Here is a 16,438-nt window from a genome sequence, read left to right as displayed (position 1 = left end):
GGCGCCCACGTTCGAAGGATTCTGCATGACACCGACGACGCGCACGCGCTGGGCCATTCTCAGCCTGACCGGACCCGCTTACCTCTGGCTGGCCTGCACGATCTTCTTGCCGATCGCCGCCATGCTGGCGCTGAGCTTTCTCGATAAATCGCCGCTCGTCCCCAAGCCCGCCAGTTTCACCCTCGCCAATTACGGCGCCTTTTTTGGGAAGCCCTTCTACTGGTCGCTGACGCGCTGGTCGATCGAGCTCGGCTTCTGGGTCACCCTGTTCTCGTTCCTGATCGGCTATCCCGCCGCCTATGCCTTGGCCAAGCGCGTCAAGGGCCGCTGGCGCGAAGCGATTTTCCTGCTCATCGTGCTGCCGTTCTGGTCCAATGCGCTGGTGCGCATCTTCTCCTGGACCATGGTGCTGCGCTCCAACGGGATCATCGATCTCGGCGTGCAATCGATCTTTCCCGGCGCGCCGACCGTGGACCTGCTGTTCACCTATCCCGCCGTCGTCATCGGCCTGGTGCATTCCTATCTCCCCTACATGATTCTCACCTGCTATATCGCGCTGCAGGCGATCGATGACAGCCTGATCGAAGCCGGCCGGTCGCTGGGGGCCAGCAAGCTCACCACCTTCCGCCGCGTCGTCCTGCCGCTGAGCCTGCCCGGTATCATCTCGGGGTCAGCCCTCATCTTCGTGCCGGTGATCGGATCGTTCATGGAGCCGCGCATCCTCGGCGGCACCAAGGGGGCCACCCTCGGCATGAACATCGAGGAGCAGTTCACAGTGACCGCCAACTGGCCGCTGGGGGCGGCGCTTTCCTTCATCCTGCTCGCCATCGTGCTCATCATCTTCGGCGTGCTCTATCCATTCTTGCGCAAGCAGGGCGGTGCCGCATGAGGAACCTCGCCGATGCCGGCATCCGCTTCTATCTCATCCTGGTGCTGGTCTTCCTCTATCTCCCGATCCTGGTGATGGCGGTCCTCGCCTTCAACAAATCGCCGCTCTATGCGCTGCCCTTCCAATTCGACCTCGTCTGGTTCAAGGCGCTGGCGGAAAACGATCGCCTGCTGAAGGCCGGCCTTAACAGCGTGCTGATAGCGCTCGCCAACACGGTGATCGCGACCTCGCTTGGCACCATGGCGGCGGTGGCGTTTGGCCGCTACACCTTCCGCGGCAAAACCATGATGCAGGCACTGCTCTTTCCACCCATCGCGATTCCATGGCTGGTGATCGGCACGGCGATGCTGGTGTTCTTCTTCTGGATCGGCCGGGCCATGGGCTATCCGGGCATCGCGCGCGGGCTACACGCCATTCTGCTGGGCCATGTCGCCTTGTCGCTGCCCTATGTCATCTTCGTGGTGGGCGCGCGGCTCAACGACTATCCGAAGGCGCTCGAGGAAGCGGCCGCGACCTTGGGGGCAACACCCTGGCAGGTGTTCCGCCGCGTCTCCGTGCCGATCCTGGCGCCGGGCGTGGTGGCGGCATCGCTCTTCGCCTTCGCCGTCTCGTTCGATCAATTTGTAATTTCATATTTCCTGGCCCCACCCGGCGTCACCACATTGCCGGTCGAGATCTATACCTCGATCCGCAAGGGCTTCACGCCGGAGATCAACGCCATCTCGACCATCATCATCCTGGTGTCGATGGGCTTGATGCTGATCGTGGCCAGGTTCTATCGCTTTGGTGGGGAGAGGTCGGGTAATGAGTGAAGTTGCCGTCAAGGGTGCCGTCAAACATTACGGCCCCATCGCCGCCCTGGATGGTGTCGACCTGACCTTCGCCGATGGCGAATTCTTCGGACTGCTGGGCCCATCCGGTTCGGGCAAGACCACCTTGCTGCGCGCCATCGCCGGATTCATCGAACTCGACCGCGGCGAGATCCGCATCGACGGCACTGACATCTCGCGCATCCCGGTGCACCAGCGCAATATCGGCATGGTGTTCCAGAACTATGCCCTGTTTCCGCATATGAACGTGGCCGAGAATATCGCCTTCGGGCTCGACGTCCGCAACGTGCCCGCGGCCGAGATCAAGCAGCGCGTCGGCGAGAGTCTCGATCTTGTGCGCCTCTCCGGCCTTGAGCAGCGCCGGCCCAAGCAATTGTCCGGCGGCCAGCAGCAGCGCGTGGCGCTCGCGCGAGCCTTGGTAACGCGGCCACAGGTATTGCTCCTCGATGAACCGCTGAGCGCCCTCGACAAGCACCTTCGCCAGGAGATGCAGGTGGAGCTCCGCCGCATCCAGCGCCAGATCGGCATCACCACCATCTTTGTGACCCATGACCAGGAGGAGGCGCTCACCCTCTCCGACCGGGTCGCCATCTTCAACAAGGGGCAGGTCGTCCAGGCCGGCAGCCCGCGCGCCGTCTACGAACGTCCGGTTGACCGTTTCGCTGCTGGCTTTCTTGGTGAAGCGAATTTCCTCGATGGCCGGGTGAGTGGCATCGCCGGCGGTGTCGCGCGCGTGGCACTCAGCACTGGCGGCGAAATCCTGACACCCGCCGCGGATCTGGCATCCAACGACTCCGTCCTCGTCGCCTTGCGTCCGGAGAAGATCAGCATCGACCCGGCACCTGCCGGTGCCGCCGCCATGCCCAACCGGATCCTGGGCACGGTTGTGGCGGCGATCTTCTCGGGTTCCAGCCTCACCTATCGCATTGCCGTGGGCGACCGCATCTTCATCGTCTTCGAACAGAACAAGAGCCGGGCGCCCTTGCCCGAACAAAGTGCCGTCATCCTGGAATGGCCGACGGCCGATAACGTCGTGGTGAAACCTTGACCCAATTACCGCTGACCGACCGCAGCCTGCACATCGTCGTCGACATGCAGGAAGTGTTCGCGACCAACCCGCAATGGGGTTTTGCCGGCATCCACGCCATCGTGCCGGCGATTGCGAAGCTCGCTGCCGCCAAACCGGCGCAGACCCTCTGGACCCGCTTCATCTCCGCCCATTCGGCGGAACAAGCGGAAGGCTCCTGGGCTGCACTCTATCGCCTGTGGCCGGGGGCGACACTCGAAGCCGGCGCGCAGATGGATATCCTGCCATCGTTGCTGCCATTGGTTTCCGGACCGGATGCGGTGTTCGACAAGCCGACCTACTCGGCCTTCCACAATCCGGCATTCGTCACGCGCCTGAAGCAAGGCAGGGTCGATACGCTGGTGCTCTCCGGCATCGAAACCGATGTCTGCGTGCTGGCCACCCTGCTGGAAGCGGTCGATCGCGGCTATTTCGTGGTGATGCCGGTAGATGCGCTGACCAGCAGCGACCTGGACGGCCACAAGCAGATCATGGATGTCATCCCGCGCCGCCTCAAATCGCAGGTCTTCACGGCGGATGTGGCCACGGTGCTGGAGCAATGGCCATGACCAAATCCTATCCGGATCTGGCGCCCGCGCGGCACTGGAACAGTTGGCAGAGCGAGTATCCGGCGCAGATGATGCACCTGCCGCTGGGCCTCACCGTCGCTGTCGCTGCCTATTCCGCGGCACAGAACAGCTTCACGGACTTTCCGGCCAATAAGGGCCAGCTCACGTACGGCCCGCGCGACGTGACCGGCCAGCAAATCGGCTTCACTGCGCGCCATGGCGGCACGGTGTTCGATTGGCGCTGGGACCAGCCGGTCGAAGGCGCCATTCGTGGGGCATGGGTGGTCACGGAGAATGGCGAATGGGGCCTCAGGTTCTGGCTCATGCCGGTCTTCGCCGTCACCGGCCGCGACGACATCTCGTGGCAATTTAACCCCGCGCGAGGTGTGCTCAGCAGCGTCATCGATGGCCAGCATGTGGCGGTCATCGGTGATGCCATTCCGTTGATTGCGAGCTTCCACGACAGCCGCGCAGCCCTGGCCGCCGAATTCGAGCGGGAAGGTTACTTCTTCCTCGGCTCGCGCGGCACGGAGGGTCGTATCCCGGCGCTCCGTTACAATCTCGACGAGACGCCGACCATGCGCTTCGCCGTCGCTGTCGGCGCCACGGCGTCCGACGCGCTTTCCCGCGCCAAGGCGGCCCTCGCCGCCCCGGAACCGGCCGAATTGCCGCAGAGCCAGTCGCTTGATGCCGTTCGCGACATCGTGGGCTGGAACTCGGTCCATGATTTCATCAACGACTGGCCCTATATGAGCCTCAGCCGCACCTGGGTCGCCCAGAAGTTCGGCGGCTTTGGCCTGTGGCTCGATGACATCTTCTATCATGCGCTGGCCAGCAGCCTGCTCGATACGCAGATGGCGCGCGAAAATATCAAGGCCGTGCTCGACCGCGAGACGCCGGAAGGCAATCTTGCCTGCCTGCTCACCGGCCGGGACAGCTGGATCGACCGCTCGCAATTGCCGGTCTGCTCCATGGTGCTGTGGAAGATCTGGCAGCATACCGGCGCCGACGATCTCATCGAGCTTGGCTACAGGAAGCTGCTCCGCAACCATGATTGGTGGTTCAGCCATCGCGATGGCAAAAAGCAGGGGCTGATGGGCTGGGGCACGTCGGCCAGTGTCGGCGACGGGCTCTACAAGGGTACCAAGCTCGGTGCCAAGAACGAATCCACCATGGACAATTCGCCGCTACATGACGATACGATCTTTGATCCGGCGAGCGGCTGTCTCGACGCCGCCGATGTCGGCCTCAATTCCATCCTGGTGGTGGATGCCGAGGTGCTGGCGGCCTGGGCGAAATCGCTGGGCGATCAGGCGACCGCCGACCGGTTGCTCACCCGCGCCAACGCCTTGCGCGCACGCATCGGTGCGGAACTCTGGGACGAAAGCCGCCAGATCTTCGCCAACCGGCGCTGGTCCGGCGATTTCGTGCGCCCGATCGCCCCCACCAGCTTCTATCCGCTGCTGGCCGGGGCTGCCGATCCACGCCAGCGGCAGGGCGTCGTCGCCGTGCTCAACGACCCCACGAAATTCGGCGGCAAATGGCGGCTACCCTCGATCACGCGCGATGATCCCGCCTATCACGACAATGTCTATTGGCGCGGCCGCGTCTGGCCGCCGCTCAACTATCTCACCTATCAGGGGCTGAAGCGTGCGGGCCTCGATGACATGGCGCAAGCGCTGGCGACAGATTCGGCTAAGATTTTCGAATCCGCCTGGGCGCGCCGCCAATGCCCGGAGAACTTCTCCGCCGAGACCGGGCTTGGCGACGACCAGCCGGATACGGATCTCTTCTATGGCTGGGGCGCCCTCATGCCGGTCATCGCGGTGAATGAGGTGATCGACGTGACACCCTGGCATGGCTGGGAGTTGACGAACAAGGCGGGTGAACGACGTGTCGGCCCGTTGAACGCCTTCAACGGTCGCAGCACCGTCATCGAGATCAATGACGGTCGCCTGTCGCTGCTGTTGAACGGCCGACGCATCTTCACCACCGACGTGCCGGGCCGCTTCCGGCAGGTCGAGATCACGGCAACGCGGATTGCCTTTGAACCGCCGCTGGCCGGCGGACGAATCTTCATACCCGGCAAGGTCGGGCGCATCCATTACGGCGCCGGCACGCTTGCCGGCAAGCCGATCGGCGATGAGACGGTTATCGACCTGCCCGCCGTGACCGCGCGCCAGCTTTGCGTCATCGAGATCCTGCCATGATCGTCGTTTTCGGCTCGCTCAATGTCGATGTGATGATCGCGGTCGATCACCTGCCTCTGCCCGGTGAAACCGTGCTGGGGCCAGGCTACCAGCTGACCGCGGGCGGCAAGGGCGGCAACCAGGCATTGGCCGCCGCACGCGCCGGGGCCGAGGTCAAGATGATCGGCTGCATCGGCGGCGATCCGCTATCGGAAACGGCGCTCAAGGATCTGCGTGCGGCCGGTGTCGATCTCTCAACCCTCTCGACGGTAGCCGATCCGACCGGGCTTGCCGCCATCTGTGTCGACAAGCTCGGCGAAAATCATGTCGTGGTGGCGTCTGGCGCCAACCGTCAGACGAAGGCCGCACAGTTTCCGGACAATCTGCTGGGGCCCGGCACGCTCATCGTCCTGCAGATGGAAGTGCCGCTCGCCGAAAACTGGGCGCTCATTCGCCGCGCCAAGGAGAAGGGCGCCCGCATCCTCCTCAACGCGGCACCTGCCGCGGCCATTCCAGCCGATGTGCTGGGCCTGCTCGACTGGCTGATCGTCAATGAGAACGAGGCGAAACAGATCGCGGCGGATCTTGATCTCAAAATCGAAAACGCCCGTGCAGCCGCACAAGCACTCGCCAAGGCCAGTGGGACGACGGTCATCGTGACCCTGGGCGCCGCGGGCGCTGCCGCTTATCTGGGCAATGGTGGCGGGTTCAGCGTCGGCGCCCTGCCGATCCGGCCAGTCGATACGGTGGGTGCCGGCGATTCCTTCGTCGGCGGCTTTGCCGCCGCCACAGATCGCGGCTACACGATCAGCGAGGCGCTACGCTATGCGTCGGTGGGCGGCGCGCTTGCCTGCCTGAAGCCCGGCGCACAACCGAGCCTGCCGCTGCTGGCGGCCATCGAAGCGCGGTTGACGGATTTGCCGGCGGTCAGCGCGATCTGAGCAACAGCCCCTCACCCCGACCCTCTCCCCGCTAGTGCGGGGCGAGGGAGTTCGCGCCGAGCTTGCTTGATAGCCCCTCGCCCCGCTTGCGGCGAGAGGGGGTGGGGTGAGGGGCCCTACCGCAAGCTCAGCGGATACAGCGTTTTCGCCGCATATTTGAACTCGTAGTGATCGAGCGTCACCCCCGCCGGTCCCGGCGCATCGCATTCGATGATGGCGCGGGTGAGCGGCGTGAAGCCGGCGCGGAAATGATTCTTCGCCTTCACGCAGAGCAGGCCAACCTTGGCGAGGTCGATGCCGTGCAGGGTGAAGTAGGCTGGATCGTTGGGCGTCTGGCAGGAGGTGGTGACGATCACCTTGATGCCCTCGACCTCGAACAGCGCCGTGTCGCCGACATCGACGGCAAGATTGTTCTCATAGGGGCCGACATTGCGGAACTTCCCGTCGGTCAAGGCGAGGCTCCTAGCGCCGATGCGCACCGGCGCGCCGAAAATCGAGGTGACGCGGCCGCCGAAGGCCACGTCGAGCGTAGCGCCGACGCCAGCAAGGCGCGCCTCGGCCACCAGCTCGGGATCCCAGAAGAAGGCAAAGACGCAAGGCACAGGCGGCTTCGCCTCGAGCAAGGCGCGAAACAAGGTGGGCGTGTCGCCGATCCCGCCGGAAAGCGGATTGTCGGCTGGATCCGTGATTGCCGCCGGCCTGTCGCCCGGGATGGCCAGCGCCTGCGCGATGGCGTCTTCGGGTGAGGGAGGCCTCGCTTCAAAGCGCGCCTGCCTTGCTGCCATCTCGGCTGCCAAAGCATGCGCCGCGCGCTGCGCCAGCATGCGGTCGCCATCGGCGAACACCATGGCGGTCGGCCCGGCAAAGGGGGAATCTCCATAGGCAAAGCCACCGAACACGGTCGCTTCCAATATGCCGGGCTCGGCGCGCCACGCGGCGGCGAGCTTCGCCATCTCGGCCATCGGCCCGTCGGTCGTGCGCATGTTGAAACTGGTATAGATCGCCGGCACCTTGGCGATGACGCCGACCGGTTTGATCCGGCCCTCGGCAAGTGACGTCAACAGCGCCAAGGCTCGCGCCGCCGTCGCATCCATGTCGATATGCGGATAGGTCTTGTAGCCGGTCGCGACATCGAGGAGCGCGATCATCGCCGGCCCGATATTGGCGTGGAGATCGAAGCTGGCGGCAAGCGGCGTCTTGCCGATGATCGCCCGCACATCCTCAAGAAGTTCCAGTTCCGGCGTCGGATTGCCGCAGGTGACCATGGCACCATGGAGCGACAGATAGACGGCGTCCCATTTCTGCTGCTGCAGTCCATCGAGAATGTCGGCGCGGATGGCGGCAAAGGCATCGTCGGTCACCGGCCCGCCGGGCGGTGCCGCGGCGCAGCGCAGATAGGTCACCTCCCAATCGGGATGCGCGTCGGCAAAGGCGATGACGGCGCCGATTTCAGTCGCGGTGTCGCGATAGAGCGTCACCGCCGCGTCGCCCTCGGCCCATTCGCGCGCCTGGAAGATATCGAGGCCGGTGGTGATGGGGGAAAAGGAATTGCCCTCGTACCACAGCCGCGCAACCGCAAGTTTCTTCTTCATCGCACCGGTTTCTTCTTCATGGCATCTGACAGTCATTCCCACGATCTGGCCCGAAAATTAGCCTATGGGGCGGCTTGCGTCCATCTCCCGCCCCCGTCTAAAGTCCGGCCAACATCAGGCAGGGGGAAAAGATGGCCCGCGACCCACGTTACGACATTCTGTTCGAACCGGTGAAGATCGGGCCGGTGACCGCCCGCAACCGCTTCTTCCAGGTGCCGCATTGCAACGGCATGGGCCATCAGCATCCCCAGGGCCATGCCGCCATGCGGGGCATGAAGGCCGAGGGCGGCTGGGCGGTGGTGGCGACCGAGGAATGCGAGATCCATCCCTCCGGTGACGTGACCCCCTATGTCGAGGCGCGCATCTGGGACGATCACGACATTCCCTATCTTTCCATGATGACGGAAGCAGTGCATCGTCACGGCTCGCTCGCGGCGGTCGAGCTTGTGCACAACGGACCCAGCTCCTCCAACCTCTACAGCCGCGAGGTGCCGATCGGCCCCAGCCACCAGCCGACCAATTACTACCCGTTCCAGGCCCGCGCCATGGACCGCGAGGATATCCGCAACTATCGCCGCTGGCACCGCGACGCCGCTGTCCGCGCCAAGAAGGCCGGCTTCGACATCGTCTATGTCTATGCCGGTCACGATCTCTCCTTGCCGATGCATTTCCTGCAGAAGCGGCGCAACCAGCGGACCGACGAATATGGCGGCAGCCTCGAGAACCGCGTGCGCCTCTTCCGCGAACTGATCGAGGAAGCAAAATCGGCCGTGGGCGACACCTGCGGCATCGCCGTCCGCTTCGCGGTCGAGGAGATGATGGGCGATGACGGCGTCTCGATCGAGGGCGAGGCCAAGGACATTGTCGCCATGCTGGCCGATCTGCCCGACCTCTGGGACGTCAACCTCTCCAACTGGAAATACGATTCCCAGACTTCGCGCTTTGCCGAGGAAGGCTATCAGGAACCCTTCACCGCCTTCGTGAAGAAGCTGACCAGCAAGCCCGTGGTGGGGGTGGGGCGCTATACCTCGCCCGACCGCATGGTCTCGCTGATCAAAAAGGGTGTGCTCGACATGATCGGCGCGGCCCGCCCGTCGATCGCCGATCCCTACCTCCCGAAAAAGATCGAGGAGGGACGGATCGAGGATATCCGCGAATGCATAGGCTGCAATATCTGCATCACCGGCGACATGACGATTACGCCGCTCCGCTGCACGCAGAACCCGACCATGGGCGAGGAATGGCGCAAGGGCTGGCATCCGGAGATCATTCCGGCCAAGGCGTCGCAGGATCGCGTGCTCATCGTCGGTGGCGGTCCAGCCGGCCTCGAAGCCGCGCGCGCCGTGGGCCTGCGCGGGTACGAGGTGGCGCTCGCCGAAGGCTCGACCGAACTCGGCGGGCGCGTGAACAAGGAATCGCGCCTGCCCGGCCTTTCCGCCTGGGGCCGCGTGCGCGACTATCGCTTGGGGCAGATCGGCAAGATGAGCAATGTCGACACCTATCTCGACAGCCGCATGACGGCTGCCAACATCCTGGAACAGGGGTTCGAGCGGGTGGTGCTTGCGACCGGCAGCCATTGGCGCAAGGACGGGGTGGGCCGCAGCCATGCCCGCGCCATTCCGGGCCTCGACGGCGCCATTGTCTTCTCGCCCGACGACATCATGGAAGGTCGCCTGCCGCCCAGCGGCACGGTGCTGGTCTATGACGACGACATGTTCTACCTCGCCGGCGTGCTGGCGGAGAAGCTCGCCAAGGCCGGTCTCGACGTCGTCTATGTGACGCCCGGCGACACGGCCTCGAGCTGGACAGCGAACACGCTCGAAGTCCTCTTCATCAACAAGCGCCTGCGCGCGCTCGGCATCCGCGTCATCACCGCCCATGATCTCGTCGAGGTGAAGGCGGGCGTCGCGCAGCTCGATTCCGCCTATGGCGAGAAGCCGCATTTCATCGCCATCGATGCCGTGGTGCCGGTGACGGCGCGCCTGCCGGAAGAGGCGCTCTATCACGCCCTGATGACCAACCCGGAGGCGCTGAAGGATGCCGGCATCAAATCGGTGACCCGCATCGGCGATTGCCTCGCCCCCGGCCTCATCGCCTACGCCGTCTATGCCGGCCATCGCTATGCGCGCGAGTTGGATACCAACGACACCAACGAAGTGAAATTCCGCCGCCCGCTGCCGATCATGGCGACGAGCTGATCTTGCCTAATTAAACTCCGTCATGCCCGGGCTTGACCCGGGCATCCACGTCTTTGCTGGCGTCAAGGAAACTCGTGGATCCCCGCACCAAGTGCGGGGATGACGGTGTGCTATCTGGTTGTAACAAGTCCTGCAACGCCCCACACCCCAACCCGTCTCCGCCGTCGGCGAAGGCCGACATTCGTCGGCTGTGGGGCGAGGGGCTTTAAGGCGAACTTGGTCGGAACTCCCTCGCCCCGCTTGCGGGGAGAGGGTCGGGGTGAGGGGAATGACTCGTTCTCAATCCGGCATCGGCTTGGCGCCCACATGGGGCATGTGTTCGCCGCGCGGATCGAGTTCGGGGGCGCCATAGGCGCCTTGCACGGCGGGGACGGCGACGTAGTTGTTCTGCTCTTCCGGCGTCTTCGCCTTGCGCCGGAACACGCGGTAGAGCGCGAAGGTGACGATGAGGCCATAGCCGCAGCCGACGAACAGGAACAAGGCGCGTGGCCCCAGCTCATGCATGGCAACGCCGGCCAGGGACGGGCCGATCGAGGCGCCGAGGCCCCAGGCGAAGAGCAGGCCGGAGGAAGCCGCGACGAAATCCTTCCGGGCGATATAGTCGCTGGTCTGGCCGATGCCCAGCGCATAGAGCGGCGACTGGAAGGCCGAGAGCAGGAAGAAGATCACCAGCAGGAAAATATAGGGCATCTCCGGCGTCGCATAGATCATCAGGCACAGCAGCGCTGAGGCGGTCACCGTGCCGATGATGATCGGCCGCCGGCCATGGACGTCGGCCGCGTGGCCGATCGGGAACTGCGCGATGAGGACCGCGATGGTGCCGATCAGCAGCAGGAAGGAAAGCTCCCGCTCACCCATCGCCATCGCATCGACGAAGGCCGGCAGCAGGCCATAGAGCGAGCCGTTGAGGAAGCCGGCGCCGAAACAGCAGACGACGCCCAGGGGCGAGATCACGAACAGGCGCCGCAGGCTGAGATGGGTATGCTCGCTGATGACCGGGTTGCCGATCTTGGTGAGGCCTAGCGGGATCATCGCGCTGGCCAGGCACAGGGTGCAAAAGGCAAAGAGCAGGATGCCGGTCGGATCGTCGACATTGAGCAGCAAAGGCGAGATGCCGGAAGCCCCCCAGCTCACCGCGGTATAGATCGCAAAGATGCGGCTCCGCGTTTCGTCGGTCGATTTGTCATTGAGCCAGGATTCGATCACCACGAAGCCGCCGGCCAGCGAGAAGCCGGCGATGGCGCGGAGGGCGATCCAGAAATAGGCATCCTGGATGACGAGGTGCAGCACGGTGGCATCGGCCGCCAGCACGACGAATACGCCGAAGGCGCGGATATGGCCCACCCGGCGAATGATGCGCTGGCAGACCACGGTGCCAGCGAGGAATCCCACGAAATAGGCCGAGGCCGCGACACCGACGACGATCTCGGAGACGCCCCAGCGCGCGAGCTGGATACCGATGAGCGGCATCAGGATGCCCAGCGCCACCTCGATCAGCGTGATGCCGATGAGGACCGGCAGGACCGGCTGCGTGGTGCGCCAGATCGCCTGAAACATCAAAACCCCCGAAAAGCCGCCAGAAACCCCGGGCGGGACTTTAGAGGGTCGACAGGTCGTTTGGCTAGGGGAAGGGTTCGCCCCCAATCGTCATGGTCCGCCTTCGCGGACCATGACGACCCTTTTTTTACTACTCCACTACCGCCACGCCGCGCTTCAGCAACCCGTTGGCGATGATGATTCGCTGGATTTCGCTGGCCCCCTCCCAGATGCGGTCGACCCGGAGTTCGCGGAAGAAGCGCTCGGCCACGTTTTCCCGCATATAGCCGCGCCCGCCGAAGATCTGCACCGCCCGGTCGGCGACACGGCCGGCCATCTCGCTGGCATAGAGCTTGGCCATGGCGCATTGCGCATGGGCGGTCTTCAGGTCGGACCCCTCATCGATGGCGCGGGCGGTCTCATAGGTCATGAGGCGTGCCGCGAACAGTTCCGTGAGGGAATCGGCCAGCATGAACTGCACCGCCTGTTGTTCGGCCAAGGGCTTCCCGAAGATGATACGGCTCTTGGCAAAGGCGGTTGCTTCCTCGATGAGCCGTTCGGCCGACCCGCAGCAGCGTGCCGCGATCATCAGGCGTTCATGGCGGAACCACGCATAGGTGAAGCCCATCCCATCACCTTCCGCGCCGATGCGGTGGCCGACCGGCACACGCACATTGGTGAAGCGGTAGATCGGGTGGTGCGCCCGGTAATTGTGCGTGTAGGCCGGTGTGCGGACGATCTCGACGCCGGGCGTATCGTGATCGACAAAGAACAGGGCATGGGCACCCTTGTTCGGCCCGTCGGCGATCTTGGCCTGGAAAAACATATAGTCGGAAAGATTGGCGCTGGTCACATGCCATTTCTCGCCGTTGAGGATGTAATCCTCGCCGTCTCGCCGGGCGGTCGACTGGATGGCGTCGACATCCGATCCGGCTTCCGCCTCCGTGATGGCATAGCATTCATGCCGCGCGCCGGTCATCAGCGGCTTGATCCAACGGTCGATCTGCTCGGGCGAACAGGCTTCCAGCATCCATTTCTGCGGGTTGTTGGCGCACCAGCCCAGCGCATTGGTGACGCGGCCGGTCTGCTCCTGCGCCACCGCCTGTTCCAGCGTCGTGTAGCCGCGCCCGCCCATGCTCTCCGGCAGGTCCATGTTGTCGAGGCCCGCTTGCCTGGCCTTCTCCTTCATGCGTGTCCAGACATCCTCCGGGACCAGCCCGTCATGCATTTCGGCATGCACTTCCCAGGGGATCAGTTCGGCATCGACAAAGGCGCGCACACGCGCCTGGATCTCGCGGGCGCGGGGCGGCAAGGACATGGTCATGGGAAATCTCCGGTGGGATGGAGCTCAGGCGGCGGCGTTGCCGTTGGCGGCTGCCACCTTGCCGCCGAATTCGCGTGGGAAAAGGCCGGCGAGGAAGGCGCGGACGCTGGCCTTCGCGGTATCGCGGTCGGTCTGCTTGGGATTGAGGAGCATGTCCAGCCACAGCCCGTCGATCATGGCATTGAAGCCGCGGGCGATGAGGCCGGCATCGAGGCCCTGATAGCCGCCTTCATCGATGAGCGCCTGGAAGGTCTCGGTCGTGGCGATCTGGAAGGAGGTCGAGAGGTCGGCGCAGAGTTTCAGGAATTCCGGGCGCCAGCGCGTCTCGCCCCAGAAGGCATACCAGACCGTGACCTGCTTGCGGTTGGCATGGGTCCGGGCGAAATCCGCCTCGATCATGGCGTCGAGCTGAGCCGCCGCCGATTTCCCGGCCTTGGCCAGGATCGCCTGCATGTGCTGCTCGTAATCCTCGACCAGATGTTTGAAGGTCGCGATGAGGAGCGCGTCCTTGCTCTTGAAATAGAAATTGACGATGCCGACTGAGAGACCGGCTTCCTGCGCCACATCGGCGATCTTCAGCTCGGTAAAGCCCTTGCGGGCAATCCCGTCGATCGTCGCCTCGATGAGCTGCCGGCGCCGGGCCTCCTTGGCCAATTCGCGGCTCATGCCTTGTTCCCTTTCGGGCGGCAGAACCGGCCAGTGGTTGACGATCATGCCAGCCGGCCTTCGCTCAGGCCGCCGACCGGCTCGTCTCCCGCAAGGCGTCATTGCGCCGCCGCAATGTCCCGGCCGCCGGCGCCCGCACCTCGTTCACCACGGGGCAGGCTGCCCGAATCCGGTCGTGGAAATCTACCACCGCATGCTCGTAATTGGAAAGCGGCCCCGGCTCATAGCCGTGGGATCCCATGCCGAGCTGGACCCGTTCGCACAATTCCCGGTCCTCGGCCCCGACCTGGCGGTTGATGCGGGCGTTCAAATACTGCATCGCCTTCAGCTCCCGGCTGGCACCCTGGTCCTTGGCGGGGCGCACATAGATCGGATAGCGCATGACGGAGGTCTCGCCGCCCATCGGCAGGATATGGAAGATGTCGAAGCTGTCCGGATAGATGTCGAGGCCGATATTCGGCGCCATGGAAAAGAAGGTCCAGGTCTTGCGCACATCCTCGGGCAGGTCGGTGAGGGCATCCTTGGCGAGGTGCTGGTACATGCGCTCGGCCCGGTTGGCCGAGGGGATGCCCTTCAGGACGCTCTTGCTGTAGGCAACGCCATGCTGGTTGATGACCCCGGTCAGATCGCTGTCCAGCATCCGGTTGAGGCCTGGATGCCCGATCGGCACATGGTAGTTCTCGAGGTTGTTGTCGACCGCGATTTTCCAGTTGCAATCCCAGGTCTCGATCCAGGCGGGACCGCCCGGCACCATTTCCTCGAGATTGTAGCCGGCGATGACATCGGCCATGTCGCCGAAGCTCTCGCGCAAGGACGGGCCGCCCGGCACCACCCGGGTGAAGACCATGCCGGCCAGGATCTCCATCTCGACTGGCTTCAGGCCGAGCTGGTCCTTCTCGATGCCGGGGAAGGTCTTTTCCGCGGGTACCCCCTTCAATTCGCCGCTGAGGTCATAGCTCCAGCCATGATAGGGGCAGGTGATGCGCGCCTTGCAATTGCCGCTGCCGTCGAGGAGCTTTGCCGCGCGGTGGCGGCAGACATTCATGAAGGCGCGCAGCACCTTGTCCTTGCCGCGCATGACCAGGATGGAATCGCGCTTCAGATCGAGGGTCGCATAGTCGCCGGGCTTCGCCACTTCCGAGATGTGGCAGACGAACTGCCAGCTGGGCAGGATCAGGTTTTCATATTCGATGTCGATCAGCTCGTCGCTGGTATAGGCCCAGGCCGGCAGGCTCACCGCCAGGCCCCCATGCACATCCGACCGCGCCGTCTGGTTTTTGATTTGATCGATCATCGTCATCATCCCGCTCCGATTTATCAGCGTTTATATGGGATGATTTCTATACGATAGAATCAATAAAGTCAATGTTTTCATATCAATAACGTTCATATATTGAATGATGGTTCAATCAAAAATGAAGAAAATCAAGGACTTGGCCAAGCAGTCCTAAGGTGCCGGGGAAAAGGCGGGATTTAAGTGGGTGGGGGAAAGTTTGGACCGATATGTACTGCGGAGATTGCGTTGGCATCGATCAGCACCAGTTTTCTCGAGTGCCGTGGAAATCGCCCTGCAGGGTCAAGGCTTTGGCGCAAGCCTTGACGTCTGAAAATTCCCTGATTAATTGAAGCAGCTCTCCGGCTCATTCGCGTGACAGGAGGCAAAGACGCGTATGCCGATGAAGTTTGCGCTCTCACCGGTCATGAGGAATGGGAGAGGCCGGGAGGGAGAGATGACTAAGGTAAGTGTCAAGATTGTGCATGCCTGCACGTGGCTCCTGAAGCAGGCGACCATACTATCGATCGCCCTTTCAACGAGCGGAGTTCTCCCAGCAAGCGCCAATGACGAGATGTGTTTGAGTCTCGAAGCTCAAGGGAAGTCGGTGTTACTCGGAATAGACAGCGCATACTTCCGTCATATCCCAGTTCCACCGAGTTCTATCTTTCGCATCGTGTTTCGATATAGAGACTTAGCGCCAATGGGTAAGAGCTTCACTATTGATCGATTTGATCCTGAAAAATTGACCGAGCAAAAGGGTGCGGAAGCGCTAGAAGTAACAACATTCTTAACTATAGCAATGAAGAGCAGGACAGGATTTGTTCTCCACTTACCTAAACTCCCAGGGAGAATGAAATTGCCTGGGTGGCAAAGCTACACATGCGAAGGATGCATTTCTGAAGTGCTTATTCCTGACAGCCAACATGATGCTCCACATCATCTTGAATGTCCTTCGGCCCCCATGTTCACACAGGCCCAGGAGAAACGGTTCAGCTGCACTGTCTACGATGTAGTTGACGGAATCGAAGTCCAATACGTTGTTCCCAAGCAAAAAATAGCGATGCTGAGTGATTTTAGAGATAAGACAAAGCAGTTGATCGAGGGTTTTCGAGTGGCTGGCAATGCATACTGCCCAAAGTAGGGAAAATCGGACTCTGACCCCGATTGCTTATATCAATAGAGTTCATATATTGAATGATGGTTCAATCAAATATGAGGAAAATCAAGGACTTGGCAGGGCGGTCCTAAGGCGCCGGGGAAAAAGCGGGATTTAAGTGGGAGGGGTGGAGAATGGGGTGTCATTTGGTGCGGAGATCGCGTGGGCACCGATCTGCACCAGCTCTATAGCGGGCCGGGGAAAAC

General features: G+C 62.9%; 13 protein-coding genes. 8 read left to right on the top strand and 5 right to left on the bottom strand.

All coding sequences use genetic code 11. The features are described from left to right. Positions 1 to 25 precede the first annotated feature (25 nt). Genes IPK59_09310 through IPK59_09285 form a run of 6 tightly spaced genes read left to right on the top strand, consistent with a single transcriptional unit; the run spans position 26 to position 6,484 of the window. Positions 26 to 889 carry an ABC transporter permease gene (locus tag IPK59_09310; protein MBK8158936.1) on the top strand — a complete coding sequence of 288 codons (864 nt, stop codon included), beginning with the start codon at positions 26 to 28 and terminating at the stop codon, positions 887 to 889. Beyond that, the gene (locus IPK59_09305) at positions 886 to 1,701 is read left to right on the top strand and encodes an ABC transporter permease (protein ID MBK8158935.1); all 816 of its coding nucleotides are present in this window, start codon (positions 886 to 888) and stop codon (positions 1,699 to 1,701) included. Before IPK59_09310 ends, IPK59_09305 begins: the two co-directional genes overlap by 4 nt. Continuing rightward, positions 1,694 to 2,767 carry an ABC transporter ATP-binding protein gene (locus tag IPK59_09300; protein ID MBK8158934.1) on the top strand — a complete coding sequence of 358 codons (1,074 nt, stop codon included), beginning with the start codon at positions 1,694 to 1,696 and terminating at the stop codon, positions 2,765 to 2,767. Before IPK59_09305 ends, IPK59_09300 begins: the two co-directional genes overlap by 8 nt. After that, positions 2,764 to 3,354 (top strand): cysteine hydrolase, encoded by a 591-nt coding sequence (locus tag IPK59_09295; protein MBK8158933.1) that lies wholly within the window; start codon positions 2,764 to 2,766, stop codon positions 3,352 to 3,354. The genes IPK59_09300 and IPK59_09295 overlap by 4 nt, the downstream gene beginning before the upstream one ends. Further along, entirely contained in the window at positions 3,351 to 5,564 is a 2,214-nt protein-coding gene (locus tag IPK59_09290) for a glycoside hydrolase family 37 (protein ID MBK8158932.1), read from the top strand. Before IPK59_09295 ends, IPK59_09290 begins: the two co-directional genes overlap by 4 nt. After that, complete coding sequence (locus IPK59_09285; GenBank protein ID MBK8158931.1) at positions 5,561 to 6,484, top strand: ribokinase; 924 nt, start codon at positions 5,561 to 5,563, stop codon at positions 6,482 to 6,484. Before IPK59_09290 ends, IPK59_09285 begins: the two co-directional genes overlap by 4 nt. A gap of 116 nt (positions 6,485 to 6,600) precedes the next feature. Here IPK59_09285 and IPK59_09280 read toward each other — a convergent pair whose 3' ends face one another. Then, a complete protein-coding gene (locus IPK59_09280) occupies positions 6,601 to 8,076 on the bottom strand; it encodes a M81 family metallopeptidase (protein MBK8158930.1) in 1,476 nt (491 codons plus the stop codon). A gap of 131 nt (positions 8,077 to 8,207) precedes the next feature. On the opposite strand from IPK59_09280, the gene IPK59_09275 reads away from it, so the two are divergent. Continuing rightward, entirely contained in the window at positions 8,208 to 10,274 is a 2,067-nt protein-coding gene (locus IPK59_09275; protein ID MBK8158929.1) for an FAD-dependent oxidoreductase, read from the top strand. Positions 10,275 to 10,553: 279 nt separating this feature from the next. Here the strand turns inward: IPK59_09275 and IPK59_09270 are convergent, their stop codons facing one another. The 4 genes from IPK59_09270 to IPK59_09255 all read right to left on the bottom strand — a co-directional run bounded on the left by IPK59_09270 (position 10,554) and on the right by IPK59_09255 (position 15,094). After that, positions 10,554 to 11,831, bottom strand: a complete 1,278-nt coding sequence (locus IPK59_09270) for an MFS transporter (GenBank protein MBK8158928.1) — start codon at positions 11,829 to 11,831, stop codon at positions 10,554 to 10,556. A gap of 130 nt (positions 11,832 to 11,961) precedes the next feature. Next, positions 11,962 to 13,134, bottom strand: coding sequence for an acyl-CoA/acyl-ACP dehydrogenase (locus IPK59_09265; GenBank protein MBK8158927.1), 1,173 nt, complete (start codon positions 13,132 to 13,134; stop codon positions 11,962 to 11,964). A gap of 24 nt (positions 13,135 to 13,158) precedes the next feature. Continuing rightward, complete coding sequence (gene betI, locus IPK59_09260; protein MBK8158926.1) at positions 13,159 to 13,800, bottom strand: transcriptional regulator BetI; 642 nt, start codon at positions 13,798 to 13,800, stop codon at positions 13,159 to 13,161. Between the two features lie 64 nt (positions 13,801 to 13,864). Next, positions 13,865 to 15,094, bottom strand: a complete 1,230-nt coding sequence (locus IPK59_09255) for an aromatic ring-hydroxylating dioxygenase subunit alpha (GenBank protein ID MBK8158925.1) — start codon at positions 15,092 to 15,094, stop codon at positions 13,865 to 13,867. A gap of 436 nt (positions 15,095 to 15,530) precedes the next feature. Here IPK59_09255 and IPK59_09250 point away from each other — a divergent pair, with 436 nt between their 5' ends. Next, entirely contained in the window at positions 15,531 to 16,217 is a 687-nt protein-coding gene (locus IPK59_09250; protein MBK8158924.1) for a hypothetical protein, read from the top strand. Positions 16,218 to 16,438 lie beyond the last annotated feature (221 nt).

This window comes from Rhodospirillaceae bacterium, assembly GCA_016712715.1.
Lineage (GTDB): Bacteria > Pseudomonadota > Alphaproteobacteria > Dongiales > Dongiaceae > Dongia.
Note: the sequence above shows the minus strand (reverse complement) of the source record. Positions and strands in the feature narration are given on the sequence as shown.